This window comes from Agrobacterium sp. AGB01 (assembly GCF_014851585.1).
Classification (GTDB): domain Bacteria; phylum Pseudomonadota; class Alphaproteobacteria; order Rhizobiales; family Rhizobiaceae; genus Agrobacterium.
This window is the reverse complement of the sequence record NZ_JACVAB010000006.1, coordinates 51247-70820: the sequence shown is the minus strand read 5'-3', so window position 1 is coordinate 70820 and position 19574 is coordinate 51247. Positions and strand designations below refer to the sequence as shown.

11 protein-coding genes are annotated in these 19574 nt (G+C 54.6%); 4 read left to right on the top strand and 7 right to left on the bottom strand.

What is annotated here, in order from left to right; all coding sequences use genetic code 11:
• Positions 1-34: 34 nt before the first annotated feature.
• The 3 genes from IB237_RS19515 to IB237_RS19505 all read left to right on the top strand — a co-directional run bounded on the left by IB237_RS19515 (position 35) and on the right by IB237_RS19505 (position 5463).
• Positions 35-1438: a sigma-54 dependent transcriptional regulator gene (locus IB237_RS19515; RefSeq protein ID WP_192490385.1), complete on the top strand. Its 1404-nt coding sequence runs from the start codon at positions 35-37 to the stop codon at positions 1436-1438.
• On the top strand, positions 1431-3452 hold the full coding sequence (locus IB237_RS19510; protein WP_192490384.1) for a cache domain-containing protein: 2022 nt from the start codon (positions 1431-1433) through the stop codon (positions 3450-3452). Before IB237_RS19515 ends, IB237_RS19510 begins: the two co-directional genes overlap by 8 nt.
• A 355-nt stretch (positions 3453-3807) precedes the next feature.
• Positions 3808-5463, top strand: a complete 1656-nt coding sequence (locus IB237_RS19505) for an OFA family MFS transporter (protein ID WP_192490383.1) — start codon at positions 3808-3810, stop codon at positions 5461-5463.
• Between the two features lie 53 nt (positions 5464-5516).
• Here IB237_RS19505 and IB237_RS19500 read toward each other — a convergent pair whose 3' ends face one another.
• From IB237_RS19500 to IB237_RS19475, 6 genes are all read right to left on the bottom strand, one after another.
• Complete coding sequence (locus IB237_RS19500; protein ID WP_192490382.1) at positions 5517-7316, bottom strand: PAS domain-containing methyl-accepting chemotaxis protein; 1800 nt, start codon at positions 7314-7316, stop codon at positions 5517-5519.
• Positions 7317-7619: 303 nt separating this feature from the next.
• Positions 7620-8096, bottom strand: a complete 477-nt coding sequence (locus tag IB237_RS19495) for a chemotaxis protein CheW (RefSeq protein WP_192490381.1) — start codon at positions 8094-8096, stop codon at positions 7620-7622.
• Positions 8096-9883 carry a PAS domain-containing methyl-accepting chemotaxis protein gene (locus IB237_RS19490; protein WP_192490380.1) on the bottom strand — a complete coding sequence of 596 codons (1788 nt, stop codon included), beginning with the start codon at positions 9881-9883 and terminating at the stop codon, positions 8096-8098. Before IB237_RS19490 ends, IB237_RS19495 begins: the two co-directional genes overlap by 1 nt.
• Positions 9884-10125: 242 nt before the next feature.
• The gene (locus IB237_RS19485) at positions 10126-14283 is read right to left on the bottom strand and encodes a translocation/assembly module TamB domain-containing protein (protein WP_192490379.1); all 4158 of its coding nucleotides are present in this window, start codon (positions 14281-14283) and stop codon (positions 10126-10128) included.
• 39 nt (positions 14284-14322) lie between these two features.
• Positions 14323-16248 carry an autotransporter assembly complex family protein gene (locus IB237_RS19480; protein ID WP_192490378.1) on the bottom strand — a complete coding sequence of 642 codons (1926 nt, stop codon included), beginning with the start codon at positions 16246-16248 and terminating at the stop codon, positions 14323-14325.
• Between the two features lie 173 nt (positions 16249-16421).
• Complete coding sequence (locus IB237_RS19475; protein ID WP_192490377.1) at positions 16422-16670, bottom strand: YMGG-like glycine zipper-containing protein; 249 nt, start codon at positions 16668-16670, stop codon at positions 16422-16424.
• A 368-nt stretch (positions 16671-17038) separates the two neighbouring features.
• Between IB237_RS19475 and hemA the strand changes: the two genes are divergently transcribed.
• Positions 17039-18256 carry a 5-aminolevulinate synthase gene (gene hemA, locus IB237_RS19470; RefSeq protein WP_192490376.1) on the top strand — a complete coding sequence of 406 codons (1218 nt, stop codon included), beginning with the start codon at positions 17039-17041 and terminating at the stop codon, positions 18254-18256.
• A 47-nt stretch (positions 18257-18303) separates the two neighbouring features.
• Here hemA and IB237_RS19465 read toward each other — a convergent pair whose 3' ends face one another.
• Positions 18304-19497 (bottom strand): 1-deoxy-D-xylulose-5-phosphate reductoisomerase, encoded by a 1194-nt coding sequence (locus tag IB237_RS19465; RefSeq protein ID WP_371815372.1) that lies wholly within the window; start codon positions 19495-19497, stop codon positions 18304-18306.
• Positions 19498-19574: the final 77 nt, after the last annotated feature.

The following is a 19574-nucleotide window of genomic DNA, read 5'->3' as shown; positions in this document are numbered from 1 at the left end:
GCTCTGCTATTCGTCATTTTTAAGCTGATAGCGGATGTCGCAGGAGAGTGATGTGCAACACGAAGTGATTGCAAAGCCGCCCGCTGCGGCTCAAGAATCCGATTTCGGACCGTGGCTCGCCAAGGCATCTATTCTTGTTGTGGACGATGAGCCGGGCATGCGCAATTTCCTTGTGCGCACGCTGGAAAGTCGCTGCAAATTTATCGACGAAGCAGCAGATACGGTTGAGGCCAGCCGTAAGTTGGATGAGCGTCATTTCGACATTGTCATTCTTGACAATATCATGCCGAAGAAAACCGGTCTTGAATGGCTAGCAGAGCAGCGCTCCATCGGCCTTTATGCCGAGACAATCCTAATGACGGCCTATGCCGATCTTGATACGGCGATACAGGCCATTCGGGCAGGTGCGGCGGATTTTGTGCTGAAACCGTTTCGGTCAAACCAGATCCTCAATGCCATCTCTCGCGCGCTGGACCGCATCCAGTTGCAGCGGGAGAACTTTGCGCTCAAATATGAGCTGAGGGCCGCGTCCGATCACATCTATTTGCGTGACCGGATATTTGGCAGCTCTGCGACCATTCAGCAGACACGTGAAATGATCAGTCGCGTTGCACCTTTGCCAACGTCGGTGTTGCTGACAGGTGAGTCCGGTACCGGTAAGGAAGTGCTGGCGCGTTCCCTTCACGAACTATCCGACCGTGCTGGCAAACCCTTTGTGCCGCTCAATTGTGCGGCTATTCCCGCTGACATGCTGGAAACAGAATTGTTTGGCCATTTGAAGGGTGCGTTTACCGGCGCGGATTCCCGGCGCGAGGGTCTTTTCCTACACGCGCAGGGTGGCACCCTGTTCCTTGATGAAATCGGTGAAATGCCGGTGGCGCTACAAAGCAAGTTGCTGCGCGTCATTGAAGATCGCAAAGTTCGGCCGGTTGGTTCCGAGCGGGAAGTGCCGATCGATATTCGCTTTGTGTTCGCCACCAATGCCGATCTTGCCAAGGATGTCGAAAAAGGCCGTTTCCGCGCTGACCTCTATTACCGCATCAACGTCATGCAGGTGCATCTCGCGCCACTGCGGGAACGTGAAAAGGATGTTCTTGAACTGACCGATCTGTTCATGAACAAGCTGTCGCGGCAGCTCGGCATGCCGCCCGTACAGGTGGATGATGCGATAAAGGCGGCGCTGCTCGCCTATAACTGGCCCGGTAATGTCCGTGAGCTGCGTAACCTTATCGAGCGTACCCTTATTCTGGGCCGCTTTCCTGCTGATCTACGAGGTGGCATTTCTGCACCTGCCAGCAATGCCACACTGGAAGAGGTTGAGCGCCGTCACATATTGAGCGTCCTCGACGAGGTCGCTGGCAACCGCGATGAAGCGGCAAAACGGCTTGGCATTTCCCGGAAGACCATTGATCGCAAGCTGACCTCCTGGCATGGCTGATCTGCAACATCAGCCAAAAGTGGTCAGCCCGGTTCGGTCCGTCCGCGTTAAACTGCTGGCGATTGCCCTTTTACCAACCCTGGTGATTTTGCCGCTGCTGCTGGGCGTGACGATGGTGCGTTGGGGCGCCAAGTTCGACTCACTGCTGATCTCCAAAGTGCATGGCGATCTGACCATTGCGCATCAATATCTGTCGACCATTCTCGAAAACACCGGCGAACGTATTGAATCCATTGCGACCTCCGCACGGCTTCAGGATGTCTTGCAGGATGATACAGCGACACAATTGGGTGGTTATCTGGAAGAAAGCCGTGAGAAGCTGGGGCTCGACTTCCTGTTTATAATTGACCCTGAGGGGCGGGTTACCGCCAGCGCGGGGACAGAAGTGTCACGTGTGAGGGTCAATTGGCCCGTGCGGGCCAAGGCGCTGCAGGGAAAAGCCGCTTACGCGTTCGACATTTTTTCCAATGACGAGCTGGGAGAGATTTCCGCAGCACTGGCGCAACGTGCCCGCCTGGAGCTTGTAAAGACCCCCAATTCCGGGCAATCGGAGCAGCTTTGGGAAACACGCGGTCTTGCCATTCACGCCGCCAGCCCAATTGATGTTTCGCCTGGTCGGCGTTTGGCTCTTGTCGGTGGCAAACTTCTCAACCAGAATCTCGATTTCATCGATACGATCAACGATCTAGTCTACAAGGAAGCCAGTCTGCCGGAGGGCAGTCAGGGTACGGCAACGCTGTTTCTGGATGATGTCCGCATCAGCACCAATGTCCGTCTTTTTGAAGGGAAGCGGGCATTAGGAACGCAGGTATCCAACGCCGTGCGGACGGCGGTGCTGGGTGAAGGGCGCGTATGGCTCGACAGCGCCTTCGTCGTAAACGACTGGTATGTCTCCGCCTATGAACCGCTGGTCGACAGTTACGGCAGTCGTGCGGGCATGCTCTACGTCGGATTTCTGGAAGCGCCATTCGCCCGCGCCAAATATGAAACGGTCGCCGCGGTCATTATTGCATTTCTTGCGATAACCTTGATGAGCATTCCGGTATTCTTGCGGTGGGCGCGCAGCATCTTCAAGCCACTGGAGCGAATGACCGAAACCATCGCGCGTGTGGATGAGGGCGACCTTGGTGCGCGAACCGGGCTGCCTGCCACGCATGATGAAATCGGGCAGGTGGCCGTGCATCTGGACGATTTGCTGCAGCGCCTGCAGGAGCGTGAAGGGGAACTGCGCGCCTGGAATGAAGAGCTGAATGTGCGTGTTGACGAACGGACGCGGGAATTGCAGCTTGCAAATCATCAGCTGGAAGCCACCACGAAACAGCTGGTGATTTCTGAAAAGCTGGCCACGGTAGGAGAGATCACTGCCGGCGTTGCCCATGAGATCAACAATCCGATTGCCGTCATTCAGGGCAATCTCGAGGTGGCGCGTTATCTGATCGGTGAAAAGGCCGATCTGGCCAAAATCGAGTTTCGACTGATTGATGAGCAGGTCGAGCGCATAAGCCGTATTGTCACCAAGTTGCTGCAATTTGCGCGACCAGAAGAATTCGCCGGTTATGTTGAACGGCATGACCCGGCCCATATCATGACCGATACCATGCCACTGGTTCAGCACGTGCTGAACCGCAGCGGTATCAATGTCGTGCGTGATGACAATGTCAGCCGGTTGGTGTTGATGAATCGCACCGAGTTGCAGCAGGTGCTGGTCAATCTGATCGTCAATGCCGCTCACGCCATGCCCCATGGCGGCACATTAGGTCTTGGCTGCCATGATGCAGAGCGTGACGAGCGAGCTGGTGTTGTGCTGACAGTGTCCGACACCGGTATCGGCATGGATCAGGAAGTTCTCGCCCGAATTTTTGAACCGTTTTTCACCACCAAACGGCAGGAAGGTACAGGGCTTGGTCTATCGGTCAGCCAGATGCTGGTGATCCGTCAAGGCGGTATCATTTCCGCTGACAGCACACCTGGAACAGGAACGATCTTCACGGTCTGGCTACCTGAAGCGCAGTAAATCTCCAAAATCAGACCTGCTATCCTGGCGCGATTTTGTCGCACCGCTTGGACATTTTGTCGCATTGCCATGGACATTTTGTCCGAAAAGTGGCGTGAATTTTATTCTAATGCCTTGTAATTATTTATTTTTATTTTTGGCACGATCTTTGCACTTGTCAAAACGCAATTCGGATCAAGCGAAATGGGCGGGTTTTAGGAGAGGCCGCTCAAGCCGCGTCAGGGTCGGTGTTCATGACACGTAGACCTGATCAAATGTCCCATGCCGGTGTGTGCTCACCGCCGGTCGGGACAGCCGAGTAAATGACAACAACCGTATTCGCGAGGCATTCAGCCGGGTCGAATGGAGGAAACACATGACTGCTACGAACGAGACGTTCACTGGCAACGCAGCCGGTATCGGCTTCCTTGACCGTGAGCGCATTATTGCCAAGCCTGGCTTTAACCGCTGGATGGTACCGCCTGCTGCGCTGGCCATTCATCTCTGCATCGGTATGGCCTACGGCTTTTCCGTGTTCTGGCTGCCTTTGACCAAGGCAATCGGCATCAACCAGTCCGTCGTCTGCTCGGACATGGGTCTCGCGACTGCCCTGTTTACCACCAGTTGCGACTGGCGCGTCAGTGACCTTGGGTGGATCTACACGCTGTTCTTCGTTTTGCTGGGCTGCTCGGCTGCGATCTGGGGCGGTTGGCTTGAGCGCGCTGGCCCACGCAAGGCCGGTTTCGTATCGGCTGTCTGCTGGTGTGGTGGCATGACCATTGCTGCCATTGGGATCATGACCCACCAGCTGTGGCTGATGTGGTTCGGCGCTGGTGTTATCGGTGGTATTGGCCTTGGTCTCGGCTACATCTCTCCGGTTTCGACCTTGATCAAGTGGTTCCCTGACCGTCGCGGTATGGCGACCGGCATGGCGATCATGGGCTTCGGCGGCGGTGCTATGATCGGTGCGCCGCTTGCGGATGCGCTGATGCGCCATTTCCGTACCGATGTATCGATCGGTGTTTGGGAAACCTTCCTGGTCATGGCTGCGATCTACTTCGTTTTCATGATGGCTGGTGCATTTGGCTACCGCATTCCACCTGCCGGCTGGAAGCCTGAAGGCTGGACAGCGCCTGCTGCCAAGAGCTCAATGATCACGACCCGCCACGTTCACCTGAAGAACGCGCACAAGACAAAGCAGTTCTGGATGATCTGGCTGGTACTGTGCCTTAACGTTTCGGCTGGTATCGGCGTACTCGGCATGGCTTCGCCAATGCTGCAGGAAATTTTCGCCGGTTCGCTGATTGGTCTGCCTGATGTCAAGTTTGCTGATCTGAACACTGAGCAACTAGCGTCGATTGCAGCGATTGCTGCCGGGTTCACCGGTTTGCTTTCGGTGTTTAACATTGGTGGCCGTTTCGTTTGGGCCTCCATGTCTGACCGTATCGGCCGCAAGGCAACCTACTTCACCTTCTTCGCACTCGGTATCGTACTCTACGCATCTGCCCCTTGGGCTGCCGGTCTCGGCAACAAGGCGCTGTTCGTTGGCATGTTCTGCATCATCGTGTCGATGTATGGCGGTGGCTTTGCAACTGTTCCGGCTTACCTTGCCGATATCTTCGGTACGCAGTTTGTTGGTGCTATCCATGGTCGTCTGCTGACGGCATGGGCAACAGCCGGTATCATCGGTCCTGTTGTCGTGAACTACATCCGTGAAGCACAGATCGCGGCGGGCATTCCACGCGCGCAGGTCTACGACTTTACCATGTACATTCTGGCGGGCATGCTGGCTGTTGGCCTTATCGCCAACCTGCTGGTTAAGCCGCTGGATGCCAAGTGGTACATGTCTGACGAAGAAGTTGCAGCCCTTCAGGCTAAGACCAAGGCCGTGGACACCGGTCCTTCCGGTTCGTTCGGTATTGGCAAGGGTGGTCTCGACGCCAAGGCACTGATTGCCTGGGCCGTTGTCGGTATCCCGATTGTCTGGGGTATCTGGATTACCCTGCAGAAGACTTTCGTGCTCTTCGTATAATAAGAAAAGGCGGCTTTCGGGCCGCCTTTTTTTGTCTGGAGTGCATCTCGATGTCAGAACTCTGTCCATTGATCGGCGCGCTCCGCAGGCATTGCCGATGTGGCGTGCCGCAGGTTGGCAACCATTTTATGAACCGGTGAGGCGACCTGCTGGTGTTTGCTGACAACGGCATGTGGAGTCGGCGCTTGATAGGCCTGAGCCTGAGCCTGAGCATTGCCGATACGGAACTGGGTCAACAGCTCCCTCAATATTTCCGATTCGCGCGCCAAACCGTGGCTGGCGGCGGTTGTTTCCTCAACCATGGCCGCATTCTTCTGCGTTGCCTGGTCCATCATGTTGACCGCCTGGTTGATTTCCGCAAGGCCATTTGCTTGCTCACGGGCCGCCTCGACAATCGCCGAGACATTGACGTGGATCTGGTCGACCTGGCTGGCGATTTCTCGCAGCACGCCGCCTGTCTGACCAACAAGTTCGACACCATTGGCGACATGGTCGCCCGAAGTATTGATCAAGTTCTTGATTTCCTTGGCGGCACTGGCAGACCGTTGTGCCAGTTCGCGTACTTCCTGCGCAACGACGGCAAAGCCTTTTCCGGCCTCACCAGCACGTGCCGCCTCAACGCCGGCATTCAACGCCAGCAGGTTGGTCTGAAACGCAATGTCGTCAATTACGCCGATGATGTTGGTGATCTCCTTGGAGGAGCGAGATATCTCATCCATGGCGCCAATTGCCTTGTCGACAATGGCACCGGAGCGTTCGGCATTGTTTTTGGTGGAAGTTACCAGCCTTCCGGCATCGTCGGCGCGCAGACTGGAATCCTTGACTGTTGTGGTGATTTCTTCGAGTGCTGCGGCGGTCTGTTCGAGTGAGGCAGCTTGCTGCTCGGTTCTTTGCGCCAGCTGGTCTGCAGCTGTGCGGATTTCGGCAGAACCTGCGGCAATGGTTGTCGCGTTATGGGCAACCGTCTGCATGGTGGTACGCAGTTTGGCGATGACTTCGTTGAAGTCGTGCCGAACTCTTTCCATGCTGGGCACAAAGGCAGTATCGAGATTTTGCGAGAGTTCTCCATCGGCCAAGGCTCTGAGGCCGTCGCCGAGTGCCGTAATTGCGCTCATGCGTGGGGTGACGTCTGTCGCAAACTTGACGACTTTTACGACAGTGCCCTTGTCGTTGAAAACTGGGTTGTAGGCTGCCTGTATCCAGACTTCCTTGCCACCCTTGCCAAAGCGTACAAATTCATCGGCAATAAATTCGCCCTGCGAAAGACGCTGCCAGAATTGGGCATAATCGGATGTTGCAGCATAGTTCGGCTCGCAAAACAGACGATGGTGTTTTCCCACGATCTCTGAGAGGTCGTAACCCAGTGTTTTGCAGAAGTTTTCATTGGCGGTGAGAATTTCACCAGTAGAGGTGAACTCGATCACAGCCTGTGATTTGGAGAGCGCATTCAGCTTGCTGGCATCCTCCACCGCTTTTTGTTTGACGGCGGTGATGTCGGTCGCCAGTTTGATGACCTTGTAAACTTTGCCGGAGCGGAAAACCGGATTGTAAGAAGCCTGTATCCAGATCTCGCGGCCATCCTTGCGGATGCGCTTGTATTCTTTGGTGTCGTGTTTTCCCGCCGCCAGGTTTTGCCAGAACTGGGTGTATTCTGCAGATCCGCTGTAATCTGGCTCACAGAACATGCGGTGATGTTTGCCAATAATCTCGTTCAGGTCGTAACCGAGGGCTTTGCAGAAGTTTTCATTGGCATTGAGGATTACGCCGTTTGTGGTGAATTCAATCACGGCCTGCGATTTGGATATGGCATCAACGATATTTCTGGCATCACTGACTTTATGCAGGCCGAACATTGTACCCTCCCGGAAACAGCGAAAGTGAGAGCGTCTACTTTCGCTTGGCAGCGTTATCGCGATTCATTCGCTGACGGGGAGAAAAATCATCAATCTCCAATATAGTGATTAGAACATTAGAATATTAAAATGTAATTGATGCATTGTTGCTTGAAGCTCTTTTTAATACGGAAAGAAACGGGGGGAATTAGCTGTTGGATACAAACAAAAACCGCCACGAACGGATCGCAGCGGTTTAAAATTATAGAACGCTTGGAAAGATGATCTCGCTCGCAATGTGTGGCGTAGCGTGATGCATGTTTCTTATGCTGCCAGATCTTCGATCTCGTTGCCCTTGAACATCTTTGCGAGGTTCAGGAAGCAGATCATGCCATGTTCGTTGGCGATGATGCCTTCGGAGAAGGACTTGTCGAAAGAAGCGGATACTTCCGGCACAGGCTGAACCTGATTGGCAGGAATTGTCAGAATGTCGGATACGCGGTCAACCAGCATGCCGATGACCATGTTGTGAACTTCGGCAACCACGATGGCGCTACGCTCATTGGCAACGGTGCTTTTCATGCCGAGTTTGTAGGCTAGATCGATGATCGGAATAACAGAACCGCGCAGGTTCATCACGCCAATCACATCAGCTGGGGCGTGCGGGATCGGGGTGCATGGCGCCCAGCCGCGAATTTCGCGGATTGTGGTCGTCTTCACGCAGAATTCCTGATCGTGCAGGCGAAATGCAATGATTTCCAAAGTGTCGCTGCCGAAATTTGTAGAATTAATCGTCGCCATCAGAATTCTTCCCAATCTTGCTGTACTTGCGCCAAAGCAAGAGAACCATGTGTTCTGGCTGCCGGTGTGGCAACCGTACCGCGTGCTCTTGATGCCAAGGGCTGCACATCCCCTTTCACATCATTCCTTTTAGCGTGAGAGTCTTGCGTAAATCTAAATTGTCTTAGCAAATTACGTAAAGATTCTGCTTCTTTTGCCAAACCGTGGCTGGCGGCGCTGGTTTCTTCCACCACGGCAGCGTTCTGCTGCGTATTGGCATCGATGGAATTGACCGCAGAATTGATCTCTTTCAATCCAGTCGCCTGCTCGCGGGTCGTTTCAATCATGGCTGCGACATTCTGATTGATCTCGGCCACCTGACGAACGATTAACTCCAGTGATTTGCCTGTCTCATCAACAAGCGAAACACCATTGGCAACCTGCTCGGTTGATTTGGTAATCAGCGCCTTGATTTCCTTGGCGGCATTGGCGGAACGTTGCGCCAATTCACGCACTTCTTGTGCGACCACGGCAAAGCCCTTGCCAGCCTCGCCGGCGCGAGCTGCTTCCACGCCAGCGTTCAGAGCAAGCAAATTGGTTTGGAAGGCGATCTCATCGATAACGCCGATAATGTTGCTTATGCCCTTTGACGATTGCTCAATCTCGTCCATGGCCGCAATGGCGTTGTTGACGACAGTCCCGGAAAGCTCGGCGCCGCTCTTGGCCTTCGCTACCAGTTGCCCTGCCTCTTCCGCTCTGCGGCTGTTGTCAGTAACCGTTTGGGTCATTTCTTCCAGTGCGGCTGCGGTTTGCTCGATAGCGGCGGCCTGTTTCTCCGTCCGTTCGGCTAGAGAGCTTGAGGCAATGCTGACTTCATGTGAAGCGCCAGCAATGCCCGTTGCATTGTCTGAGACAACTTTCATGGCGTCGCGCAGTCTGGCGATCGATCCGTTAAAGTCTGTGCGCAGTTTGTCGAGGGCAGGGATGAAAGGTGTGTTGAGCTGCGTCGTCAAATCGCCATTGGCGAGGCCGGTCAAACCATCAGCGATTTCATTGACGGCGCGAACGCGTTCCGTCACGTCGGTGGCAAACTTCACGATCTTGAAGACATTGCCTTCCTCATCAAGAATCGGATTGTAGGATGCCTGAATCCAGACGGGCTTTCCGCCTTTACCTATGCGCTTGAATTCCTGGGCAATAAATTCTCCAGCAGCCAATTTTTTCCAGAAGGTCGCATAGTCGGCACTGTCGCGGAACGCTGCTTCGCAGAACATGCTATGATGTTTGCCCTTTATCTCTTCAAGCGTATAACCGAGACAGTTCAGAAAGTTGCTGTTGGCCGTAATGATCTGGCCAGTGGTGGAAAATTCGATAATAGCCTGAGCGCGTGAGATGGCATTTATCTTGCCCGCATCCTCGGCTGATTTGAGCTTTGCTTCGGTAATTACAGTGGCAATCTTGATAACGCTCTGGACCTTGCCGCCAATGATCACAGGGTTGTAGGAGGCCTGTATCCAGACTTCGGCGCCACCCTTGCCGATGCGCTTGTATTGTCTTGCATCCGCCTTGCCGTTCGCCAGGTCCTGCCAGAACTTTCTGTAATCCTGACTGCCGCTATATTTGGGGTCACAGAATATACTGTGATGTTTGCCAATGATTTCGGCGGCTGAATAGCCAAGTGCGCGGCAGAAATTGTCATTTGCAGACAGTATCTTCCCGGATGGATCAAACTCAATCATCGCTTGAGTGCCGCCAAGGGCAGTCAAAACAGCTTTTGCATGTGATCCCGGAAAAAATGACAAGCTCATGGGTGGCTCCCGTCTCCGCGAGGCGTTGCACAATTGAAAATCCGGAGTCGTTTCCATTGGTTGAAACGTCAGGACTCAATGTTTTGTTTGGGGTGTTTCCTGAATATACGACATCAACTGACGATTTGTTATACAAAATCATCATTAAAAAATTATAAATAATAATAATAGGGTATTTTTGCTATATTTATATTTGTAATATTATAAAATTATAAACATATACATAAGCAGTACATAAGAGATCAATATTCTTTTTCGTAGAATATACCCGCTGCGCCACCGCCATCTGCGCCTGCTTCACCCCGCAGTTTGACGCCTCTACCAACATCCAGATTGATCACAGCCTTTGCGCCGGAACTGCCGCTCTGTTCCAGTTCAAGATAGGTGCGATCGTTGATGTATTTCCCGGCAGATACTTTGGCATCACCCTTTTCATCCGTCGAGATATCAAGGTCATCGACACCGAGATTGCTGCGCAGACTGTTGAACAGCGACGTGGAACGTCCACCAGCAAGCTGGCTTGCAGCATCTGCCAGACGGGCGATCTGAAGGGCAGACAGTTTCGACATGGACTGTCCGAAAATAAGCTGCGCCAGCACTTCATCTTGCGGCAGTGCCGGAGACGAGGAGAAAGTAATCGCCGGATCATTGGCAAGACCGGAAACAGAGACGGTTATCGTTGTTGAACCGGAGGCGGAATCGGCCGCCATATCCAAAACTGGCACCAAGCCGCCACCGAATGTGATATTGCCGGTGGTGAAGTCCAGTCGTTTGGTCAGTACCTCGAGCCTGCCGCGTTTCATGGTGAAACCACCGGATACTACGGGATCGGCAGCGGTGCCGCGCACCACCAGATTGCCTGTCAGTTCGGCGTCGACGCCGCGACCACGGACAAAAATGCCATTGGGCGCATTGATGTTGAGATCAAGTCCAATGGTGGAGCTGCTGCCGTTTGACTCATCCGCCTGCATGCTGTTCACCTGCGCTCTTACAGCGGGTGACGCGTTGCGGTGTTTGATGTCGATGGCGGTGAGCGAGGCGGGCAGGCGCTCGGGAATGGTAATGGCGCTCTTGTCCAACGTAAGTGTTCCCGCAAGCACGGGATTGGCGAGCAATGGGCCTTTCAGGGTCAATGTGCCGCTTACAATAGTGGTAACCAGTGTTCCGTCATTATAGGCGGCGCGGTCTAGCACGATCGACAGATCGGCCGGGAAATTGGACGCTGGCGTGATACCGACCGAGCCGGATGCCGAAAGCGTGCCACCACCCGCAAGCCTGCCGGACAAGCGTGAGATGACGGCGCGGTCCCGATCAAAGGTGATCGTGGCACCAAGATTGTTGATCGTCAGGTTTCTCCGCACATCGGTCAGCTGGGTGCCATCGGTTGAAACCGTGCCCGTGATCGATGGGGCTGCAGCGGTGCCGGATATATTAAGATCAATATTGGCACTGCCGGTAACCGACAAACCCTGTTCGGCTGTTTGTGCCGCAACGGCTGCAAAGGGCAGATTACCCTTGAAGGACAATGACAATGGCTGGTTGCCGGAGATGCCAACCGAGCCGCCGCCGGACAATGACAATCCGCCCTGACCGGTTAGTCCGGTTGTAATGTTCAGCAGGTTATCGGCAAATGTACCATTGGCCTTGATGCTGAGTGGTGCAAGGCCCGCCGCACGTGTCTGGCTTACAACGGCGTTGTTCCAGCTAAGGTCATAACCAACAGACGGATTTGTCGCCGCTCCCTTGGCGGTGACCGTGCCGGATATGTCGCCGGATGCGTCAAGACCACTGGCGAAGGCATTGGCAAGGCTGGCCGGCAAAGAACGGATAACAGCGTTGATGTCAAGATTTGAGCCTGCCGAGCCGTTTACTTCAATGCGGCCATTGCCGGTCTGAATGGTGAGGCCGTTGATGCGCGCCGTTCCATTGTCGACAGTGATATTGGTCGGTTGTGCCAGCTTGACCGGGATACCACGCGGAGCGGCGGAAAAGTCCCTGATAGCGACAGTCAGTGGTTGTTTGCCGGTATCGACGCTGCCGGATGCCAGAAGTGGCGCATTGTCGTATCGGGCATTGAGGTTGAAGCCTGTTGCGGACCCGGCATGGGTAATATCAAGCTTCAGTCCGCTGATGGTGTTCGCGCCGGCATTTATCGCCTGTGCAGTCAATGTTCCCTGTGCCGCCAAGGCCTTCAGGTCGCTGACGGCAATATCGGCTGCGAGGTTTGAAATTCCATTCGTGCCTTGGCTCAACGACTTGCTGTTGGCCTTCAGAGTGATTGCCGTCGTCGTCGCATTGCTGTTGAAGACGGCAGTACCCTTCAGATCACCTGCGGCCTGCTGGGCTGCGAGTGCGGCGAGCAACGAGACGTCAGGAAAGTCGAACGCTAGAGTACCGTTGGGCTGGAAGGTCGGCGTAAAACGCAGATCACCTGTCAGGCTGTTGGGTCCGATGTCGACGCGCAATGACGGCAGAGCCGTTCCATTCTGGTCCTGAACCAGAGCGGCCTTAGCTTCGATTGGCTGGCCATCCAGCGTGCCGCTGGCCGCAATGTCTGCTTGCGGTGCTGCGGGGTCGGCCTTACCGCTGGCGGTCAGTGCAAATGCTTCCAGCGAACGGCCAGCCATTGTGGCGCGGGCTGAATTCAGGCTGGCCTTGAAATCCGGTGTAGCAAGCGGGCCTGTCGCTTCCACGGCAAAACCGGCTGCCCCCTGTGCGTTGGCCAGCAGTTTTTCGAGCGCCAGGAAACGTCCGCCGATCTTGGCCTGCACTATGCCGTTGTCGAGCAGCAGATTACCATTCGCTTCGACCAGATCGGAGCGCACGACAAGGTTTTCGAGGCTTGTCTTGCCGCCGATGACGGCGTTGACATAACCTTCCACCGCAATGGTTTTTTCGATCTTTTGTGCCAGTGCCTCAGGAAGGATCTGCGGCACGGCAAACAGGCGCAGATTAGCGGAAACGGTTTTGCTGTCCAGCGTATAGGTGCCGCTGGTGGTGCCACCGATGCTGGCGCTTTCCAGTGTCGCTGCTTCAAAACCGATAGCGGTTGGAGACAGGCGCAACGGTGCCTTCAACGTGGCGGGCGCTTTAACCAAACGGTCGAGGTCAGGGCTGACCAGCGCCGAACCATCAACGGAAACCGTGGTGTCGACCGTTCCGGTAAAGGCTGCGAGATTTAGGTCCTGACTTGCCGCAGACAGCTTTATGCCATCCAGACGTCCCTGCGGAATTTCGACCGAGCGCAGTGCGGCTGCGACATTCAAGGCTGCGGCCTGTGCGTTGCCGCGCAATGAAATGTCGGCGCCATCGATCAGAAGCCGTGCCTGACCACCATCCATCGGCAGGCGGAAATCAACCGGGCCATTGGTACCAATCAAGTTGGCGCTCAAGTCGTTCATGCCTTGCGGATCAACGGTGCCGGAGGCTGCCAGCAGTAACGCGCCGGTTGTCAGATTTCCGGTTTCGATATCGATACGGCCACTTGGATCGAGCGCAACGTTGAAATCGATCTGTGTTTCGCCGTTAAAAAGCTGGCGGTACAGTGGGGGCAATAGCATGTCGGGCTGACCGCCACCTGTCAGTGCAATACGGCGCACGCCGGTGTCGGCAAGTTTATGCTGGCCGGTCAGGCTCAGGATGCGATTGCCATCGACGGCGCCGACCAATTGGCCGTTCCAGTCAGACAGCGGACCCTGACCATCAATGTCAAGTGAAACAGCGGGAGCGCCGGGCAACGCCAGAAGGTTTGCCAGCATACCGCCCTGTGGTTCGCTTAAATTGGCCTTGAGTTGCAGAACATTCTGCTCGGGCACATAGGTAAAATCGGCTGTGATGCCCGCCTGTGGCACATCCTTACGGTGAACGGCGATGTTGGCGGCCATGTCTTTGGATGACGCTTTGGCACTGCCTGCCGCCGTCAATTCAAACGGGCGCCCGGCCAAGGCTTCGCCCAGCTTGATATCATCGAAAGCCAGATTTTTGATATCGACCGCAATCGGCAGCGAGAAACTACCGCTTTCCTGTTTTGCCGGTTGTTCAGATGGCAAGGGAGTGCGGTCAAATTCGATTGTGCTGGCCGAGACCAAATCTGCACGGAAGGTGCCGGTGAGCAGCGCGGTTGGAGACCAGTCGACGGCAATGCCATAGATACGGGCGTAGACCCCTTCGCGGTCGGACAGCACGACGCTGTCAAGGCGCAGATTGCCTGTTAGGAGACCCTGTGGCGCAGAAATCTCAACCTTTTGATCGGCTGTGGATGCAAGGGATGAAATCTGGCGGGCCGCAAATCTTGAGCCCGATGCGGTAAAGCCTATGAACGATACAAACAAAACAATAAACAGCACCAACCCTGCGGCGATGTATAAAACCCATTTTAAAGGTTGAAGCAGTTTCTTCATGGTGGTGTTTTGCCTTGTTTCAGACGAACTGCAGCACGATCAGAACGATTGACCGATACCGGCATAAATGCCGTAACTGTTGCCGCCATCATATTTGTCGAGAGGCATTGCAACATCCAAACGCAAAGGACCGAAAGGAGTTGCATAGCGTAAGCCGATGCCTGCGCCTGCTCTTATATCTGAAAAATCCGGTGTCATGCGGGTAGAAACCGCAGCCGCGTCGATAAATGGCACAAGACCAATTGTTTCGGTGATCTTGATACGGGCTTCTACGGAGCCAAGAACGTAAGAGCGACCACCTGTCGCATCGCCATTGGCGTTATAGGGCGAAATTTCCTGATAGCTGTAACCGCGCACCGAGCCGCCGCCGCCGGCATAAAAACGTCGAGTTGCAGGTACATCCTGAAGGTCACTTGCACCCACCAAAACGCCCGCGCCAAGTTTACCGGCAAGCACAACGCGATCTTCCTGTCCAAGTCCCTTATAGGCGGTGGCTGAGCCTTCAAAGGTCGAGAAGAATGTGCCGTTCATTGCTTCATAGCTGGGCTTGGCGGCAATGGCTGCACGGAAGCCGGTTGTCGGATCAAGCTTGTTGTCACGGGTATCCCGCACATATTCCAGCGGTATGGATGTCGTCAGATACTTGTTGTTGCCATAGGCATCATCGGTATCCGTCCAGCTGACCTCAAGTCCGGCCGCTGCAGTATCGGTATCATTGACCTCATAACTGAAGCCTGCAGCACCTGTAATGGTCTTGGCTTCATAGGTGTCAGGATGCTCGGTCTTGGCGATAAGGCTTGCTTTGAATGTTGCCGAGGGATGGAAGACGCCTGGCTTCGTGAAGGTAATGCCTGCGGAATAATCCATGCCTTCGACGCTGGATGCCTCACCCAGTCGCGAAACAGAACCTTCGATGCGCAGGGTTTCCGCCTTGCCAAACAGGTTGCGGTGGCCCCAATAGCCTTGCAGGCCGGCACCTTCGGTTGTCGAGAATTGCGCACCGAGGCCGAAATAGCGATGTTTGCCTTCGGACACTTCGATGGTCAGCGGCAAGGAGCCGTTGGCCGCGAGTTGCTCGGATTCGCGAACTGTGACGCTGGAGAAGACACCAAGCTGGCGCAGCCGCTCGGATGCCTTGCGCAGGCTTTCTGGCGAATAGGGCTGTCCGGCATTCAGTCTGGAGTAATAACGGATAAAGTCCGGATCAACGCTTTGCTGACCCTTGATGCCGATCATGCCAACCGGTGCAACTGGCCCTGCTTCTGCCGCCATGGTCACATCAACGGTGTTGGTAGCGTGGTCGGCGACCGCCTGTCTTTTGGTCAGCTTGGCCAGCGGGCGGCCTTCGGATTTCAGCTGCTCAATCAGCTTTTCGCCACCACGGATAATATTGAGCGAGCCGGCCTTGCCGCCGCGCACCAGACCAAACTCTTCCAGGTTGCGCCCTGCGGCGTCACCTTCCAGAATTATATTGCCGAGTGAAAACTCAGGGCCGGGGGTGATCTGGATATGCACAGGAACCGGCTTTGAATGATCAAACACCGGATTGGGCGGAAGATTTTCAATGTCTGTGCCAGCGATGCTGACTTTGACGACGCCGGAATAACGGGCATTTTCATAAAGAGAGGCGACGAGACGGTCACGGTCGTCGCGCGCCTTTATGACGAGGCCAAGATCGCCCGATACGGGTTTGTCCTGATCGGAAATCAGAAATGACGCGTTTTCCAGATTTTCGTAGAACTTGGGATCGACGAGCGGAACATCCATGGTTGCGCTGTAGCGTACCGGATTGATGATCTCGAGTTCAGGTTCGTCTGATCCCCAAAGTGTAATGCCAAACAGCTTGAAAGCGTTCGCTTCCCGCACAAACGCAGGGTATAAAACCACTGTTGCCGCAACCGCCAGTGCGGTGCCTGCCTTCCGGTACGCAATACTCAATCTCGGGTCAGTCCGTTTTGTCGGCATCTGCTACTTTATGGTTGAGCATTTATTATCGCTCTCACCGGTTTCCCGTTCGTTAATATAATAACCTAAGCATAAAAGACCGATTTTGATACGCAGAATCAACTTTTCCGATGTTAAAATGCAAAAGCCCCGGAAAACCGGGGCCTGCATTCTGCATAAATCTGCAATCGAGATTAGCAACGGTCTACGTAGCGGTTACCATAACGGTCACGGTAGTAGCATTTGCCAGGTTCATTGGCATTACCAATGAGTGCGCCGCCAACACCGCCGATAGCAGCGCCAACTGCTGCGCCGCGAACGTTGCCGGTGATTGCGCCACCGAGAACAGCTCCGGAAACGGCACCGATTGATGCGCCTTTTTCAGTTTGTGTGCAGCTTGCGAGCGCTAAGCCAACCAGTGCAAATACGATGGCCTTCTTCATTTACTCTCTCCAACGTTACAATGAGCCTCAGCTCCGATAGGCGTCCCAGTTTTTTATGCGGTGACTGCTTGTCCTCCGACCGCTACGGATTGCTTTAACAATTCACCGTCATTTATGGAAGCCTGATTAGCTGGCTGATGAACCGGAATTGCCGACAGGTTTCAAACGCATGCTGCCGGTTTTCGTTCCAATCTTTTTCTGAATTTGATGTGAATCAAGTTCAGGCCATCGCGAAAGCGCTAAAAGAAGTATATTGGAATCGTTCAAAAGAGTAGGCGAATTGCCGCAGGCTATGTAAAGTTGGTCTGTCGGGGTTGACGGTTCGAAGGGGAGAACTCAAAACTCCCTCAAGAATTCTGGAGCAAGGCATGGATTTCGAGGCATATTTCAAGGGCGAACTGGACAGCTTACACACAGAGGGGCGGTACAGGGTTTTTGCGGATCTGGAACGCCATCAGGGGCAGTTCCCGCGGGCCACTCGCTACAATGCAAATGGTGAAAAACGCGACGTAACAGTCTGGTGTTCTAACGACTACCTCGGAATGGGGCAGAACCCGAAAGTTATCGAGGCCATGAAAGCGGCGATCGATCACTGTGGCGCGGGTGCGGGAGGCACCCGGAATATTTCTGGTACCAGTCACTATCACGTCCTGCTTGAGCAGGAACTTGCTGACTTGCACGGCAAGGAAGCTTCACTGATCTTTACGTCGGGCTATATTTCCAACTGGGCAACCCTTGGAACGCTCGGACAGAAAATTCCTGGTCTGATCATCTTCTCCGACGCGCTGAACCATGCGTCGATGATTGAAGGTATTCGGTACGGCAAGTGTGAAAAGGTCATCTGGAAGCATAATGATCTCGAAGACCTCGAGGCAAAGCTGAAGGCTGCTGATCCGAAGGCGCCAAAGCTGATCGCTTTTGAATCCGTCTATTCGATGGATGGCGACATTGCCCCGATCAAGGAAATCTGTGATCTGGCCGACAAATATGGCGCAATGACCTACCTGGACGAAGTGCATGCCGTTGGCATGTATGGTCCGCGCGGCGGCGGCATTGCCGAACGTGAAGGTCTGATGCATCGCCTGACCATCATCGAAGGAACGCTTGGCAAGGCATTCGGCGTAATGGGCGGCTACATTGCCGGTTCCACAGCACTTTGCGACTTCATCCGTTCGTTTGCTTCGGGCTTCATTTTCACGACTGCGCTTCCGCCATCATTGGCTGCGGGTGCCGTGGCGTCCATCCAGCACCTGAAGTCCAGCCCGTTCGAGCGTGCACGTCATCAGGACCGGGTTCGCAAATTGCGCGCGCTCCTGGATGCCAGCGGGATTCCACATATGCCAAACCCAAGCCATATCGTGCCCGTCATGGTTGGCGACGCTGCCAAGTGCAAATGGATTTCGGATATTCTGCTGGATAACCACGACATCTATGTCCAGCCGATCAACTATCCGACGGTGCCGCGCAAAACAGAGCGTCTGCGCATTACACCGACGCCGCTACACAGCGATGCGGATATCGAGCATCTGGTGGGTTCGCTGCATCAGCTGTGGGCACGTTGCGCACTGGCACGTGCCGTCGCGTAAGATAAGGCTCAGCCTTAACTCGCTGAAACATGTGGAATGGCCGCCTCTCAGGCGGCCTTTTCTGTTTGGGCGATATAATCTTCAGCCAGAAGACGGGCATGCTGGTCTGCTGCAATAATGTCATCCATGTTATCCGCCGTGCGCCCGTCAGACATCCGGTCCATCGCAAATTCGACCGCTTCAGCCATGTGCAGGAAACCGATTCGGCCTTCAACAAAGGCATGGAAAGCAGTTTCATCAGCGGCACTCAGCACAGCGCCCTGCACGCCACCACGTTCCAGAGCGGTGCGGGCCAGACGCAATGCCGGGAAGCGTTGTTCATCGGGTGCTTCGAAATCCAGCTTGGCAAGTTTCGCAAAGTCCAGACGATCAACGTTGAGCGGCGCGCGCTCCGGGTAGGTCAGAGCATAAGCAATGGCGGTGCGCATATCCGGGCAGCCGAGCTGAGCAATCACCGAACCATCGTGGTAGCTGACCATCGAATGTACGATGGACTGCGGATGGATAATCACCTCGATCTGTTCAGGCGAAACATCAAACAGGAATTTCGCTTCAATCATTTCCAGCGCCTTGTTGAACATGGTGGCGCTGCCAATCGAAACCTTCAGGCCCATTGACCAGTTGGGATGGGCTTTGGCCGCTTCCACTGTCACGCCAGCCATTTGTTCCTTGCTCCAGGTGCGGAATGGTCCACCGGACGCAGTCAGCAGAATACGCTCCAGGGATTGGCGTGGATTTCCTTCAAGGCACTGGAAGATAGCACTATGTTCGCTATCGACAGGGATGAGCTTGCCGCCGCCCTGCTTGATAGTGCGAATGAACACATCACCTGCCGACACAAGGCATTCCTTGTTGGCAAGTGCGATGTCAGCGCCGCGTTTTGCTGCTGTGATCGTTGGGGCAAGACCGGGTGTTCCGGCAATGGCCGCCATAACCCAACCGGCATCCATCTCGGCTGCTTCCGTCAGGCCATTTTTCCCAGCCGCAACTGCAATGCGGGTGCCGGCAAGCGCCACCTTAAGCGCTTCATATTTTTCCTCATTGGCAGTAACGGCCAGCTTTGCACCAAATTCCTTTGCCTGCGCTGCAAGCAGCTCGACATTGTCTGCTCCGGTTAACGCCAGTATGTCGAATGCGTCACGGCCGCCGAGTTGGCGCAGAACATCGAGAGTGCTGGTGCCGATAGAGCCTGTCGAGCCAAGTATTGTCAGGCTGCGTGGTGTGGTCATGCCGGGTATCATCGTTGCAATCCGGTATCTTTTACGTTGTGATGGCTCTACCTGCGAAAACAGGACGGAACAAGAAGAAACCATCGCCA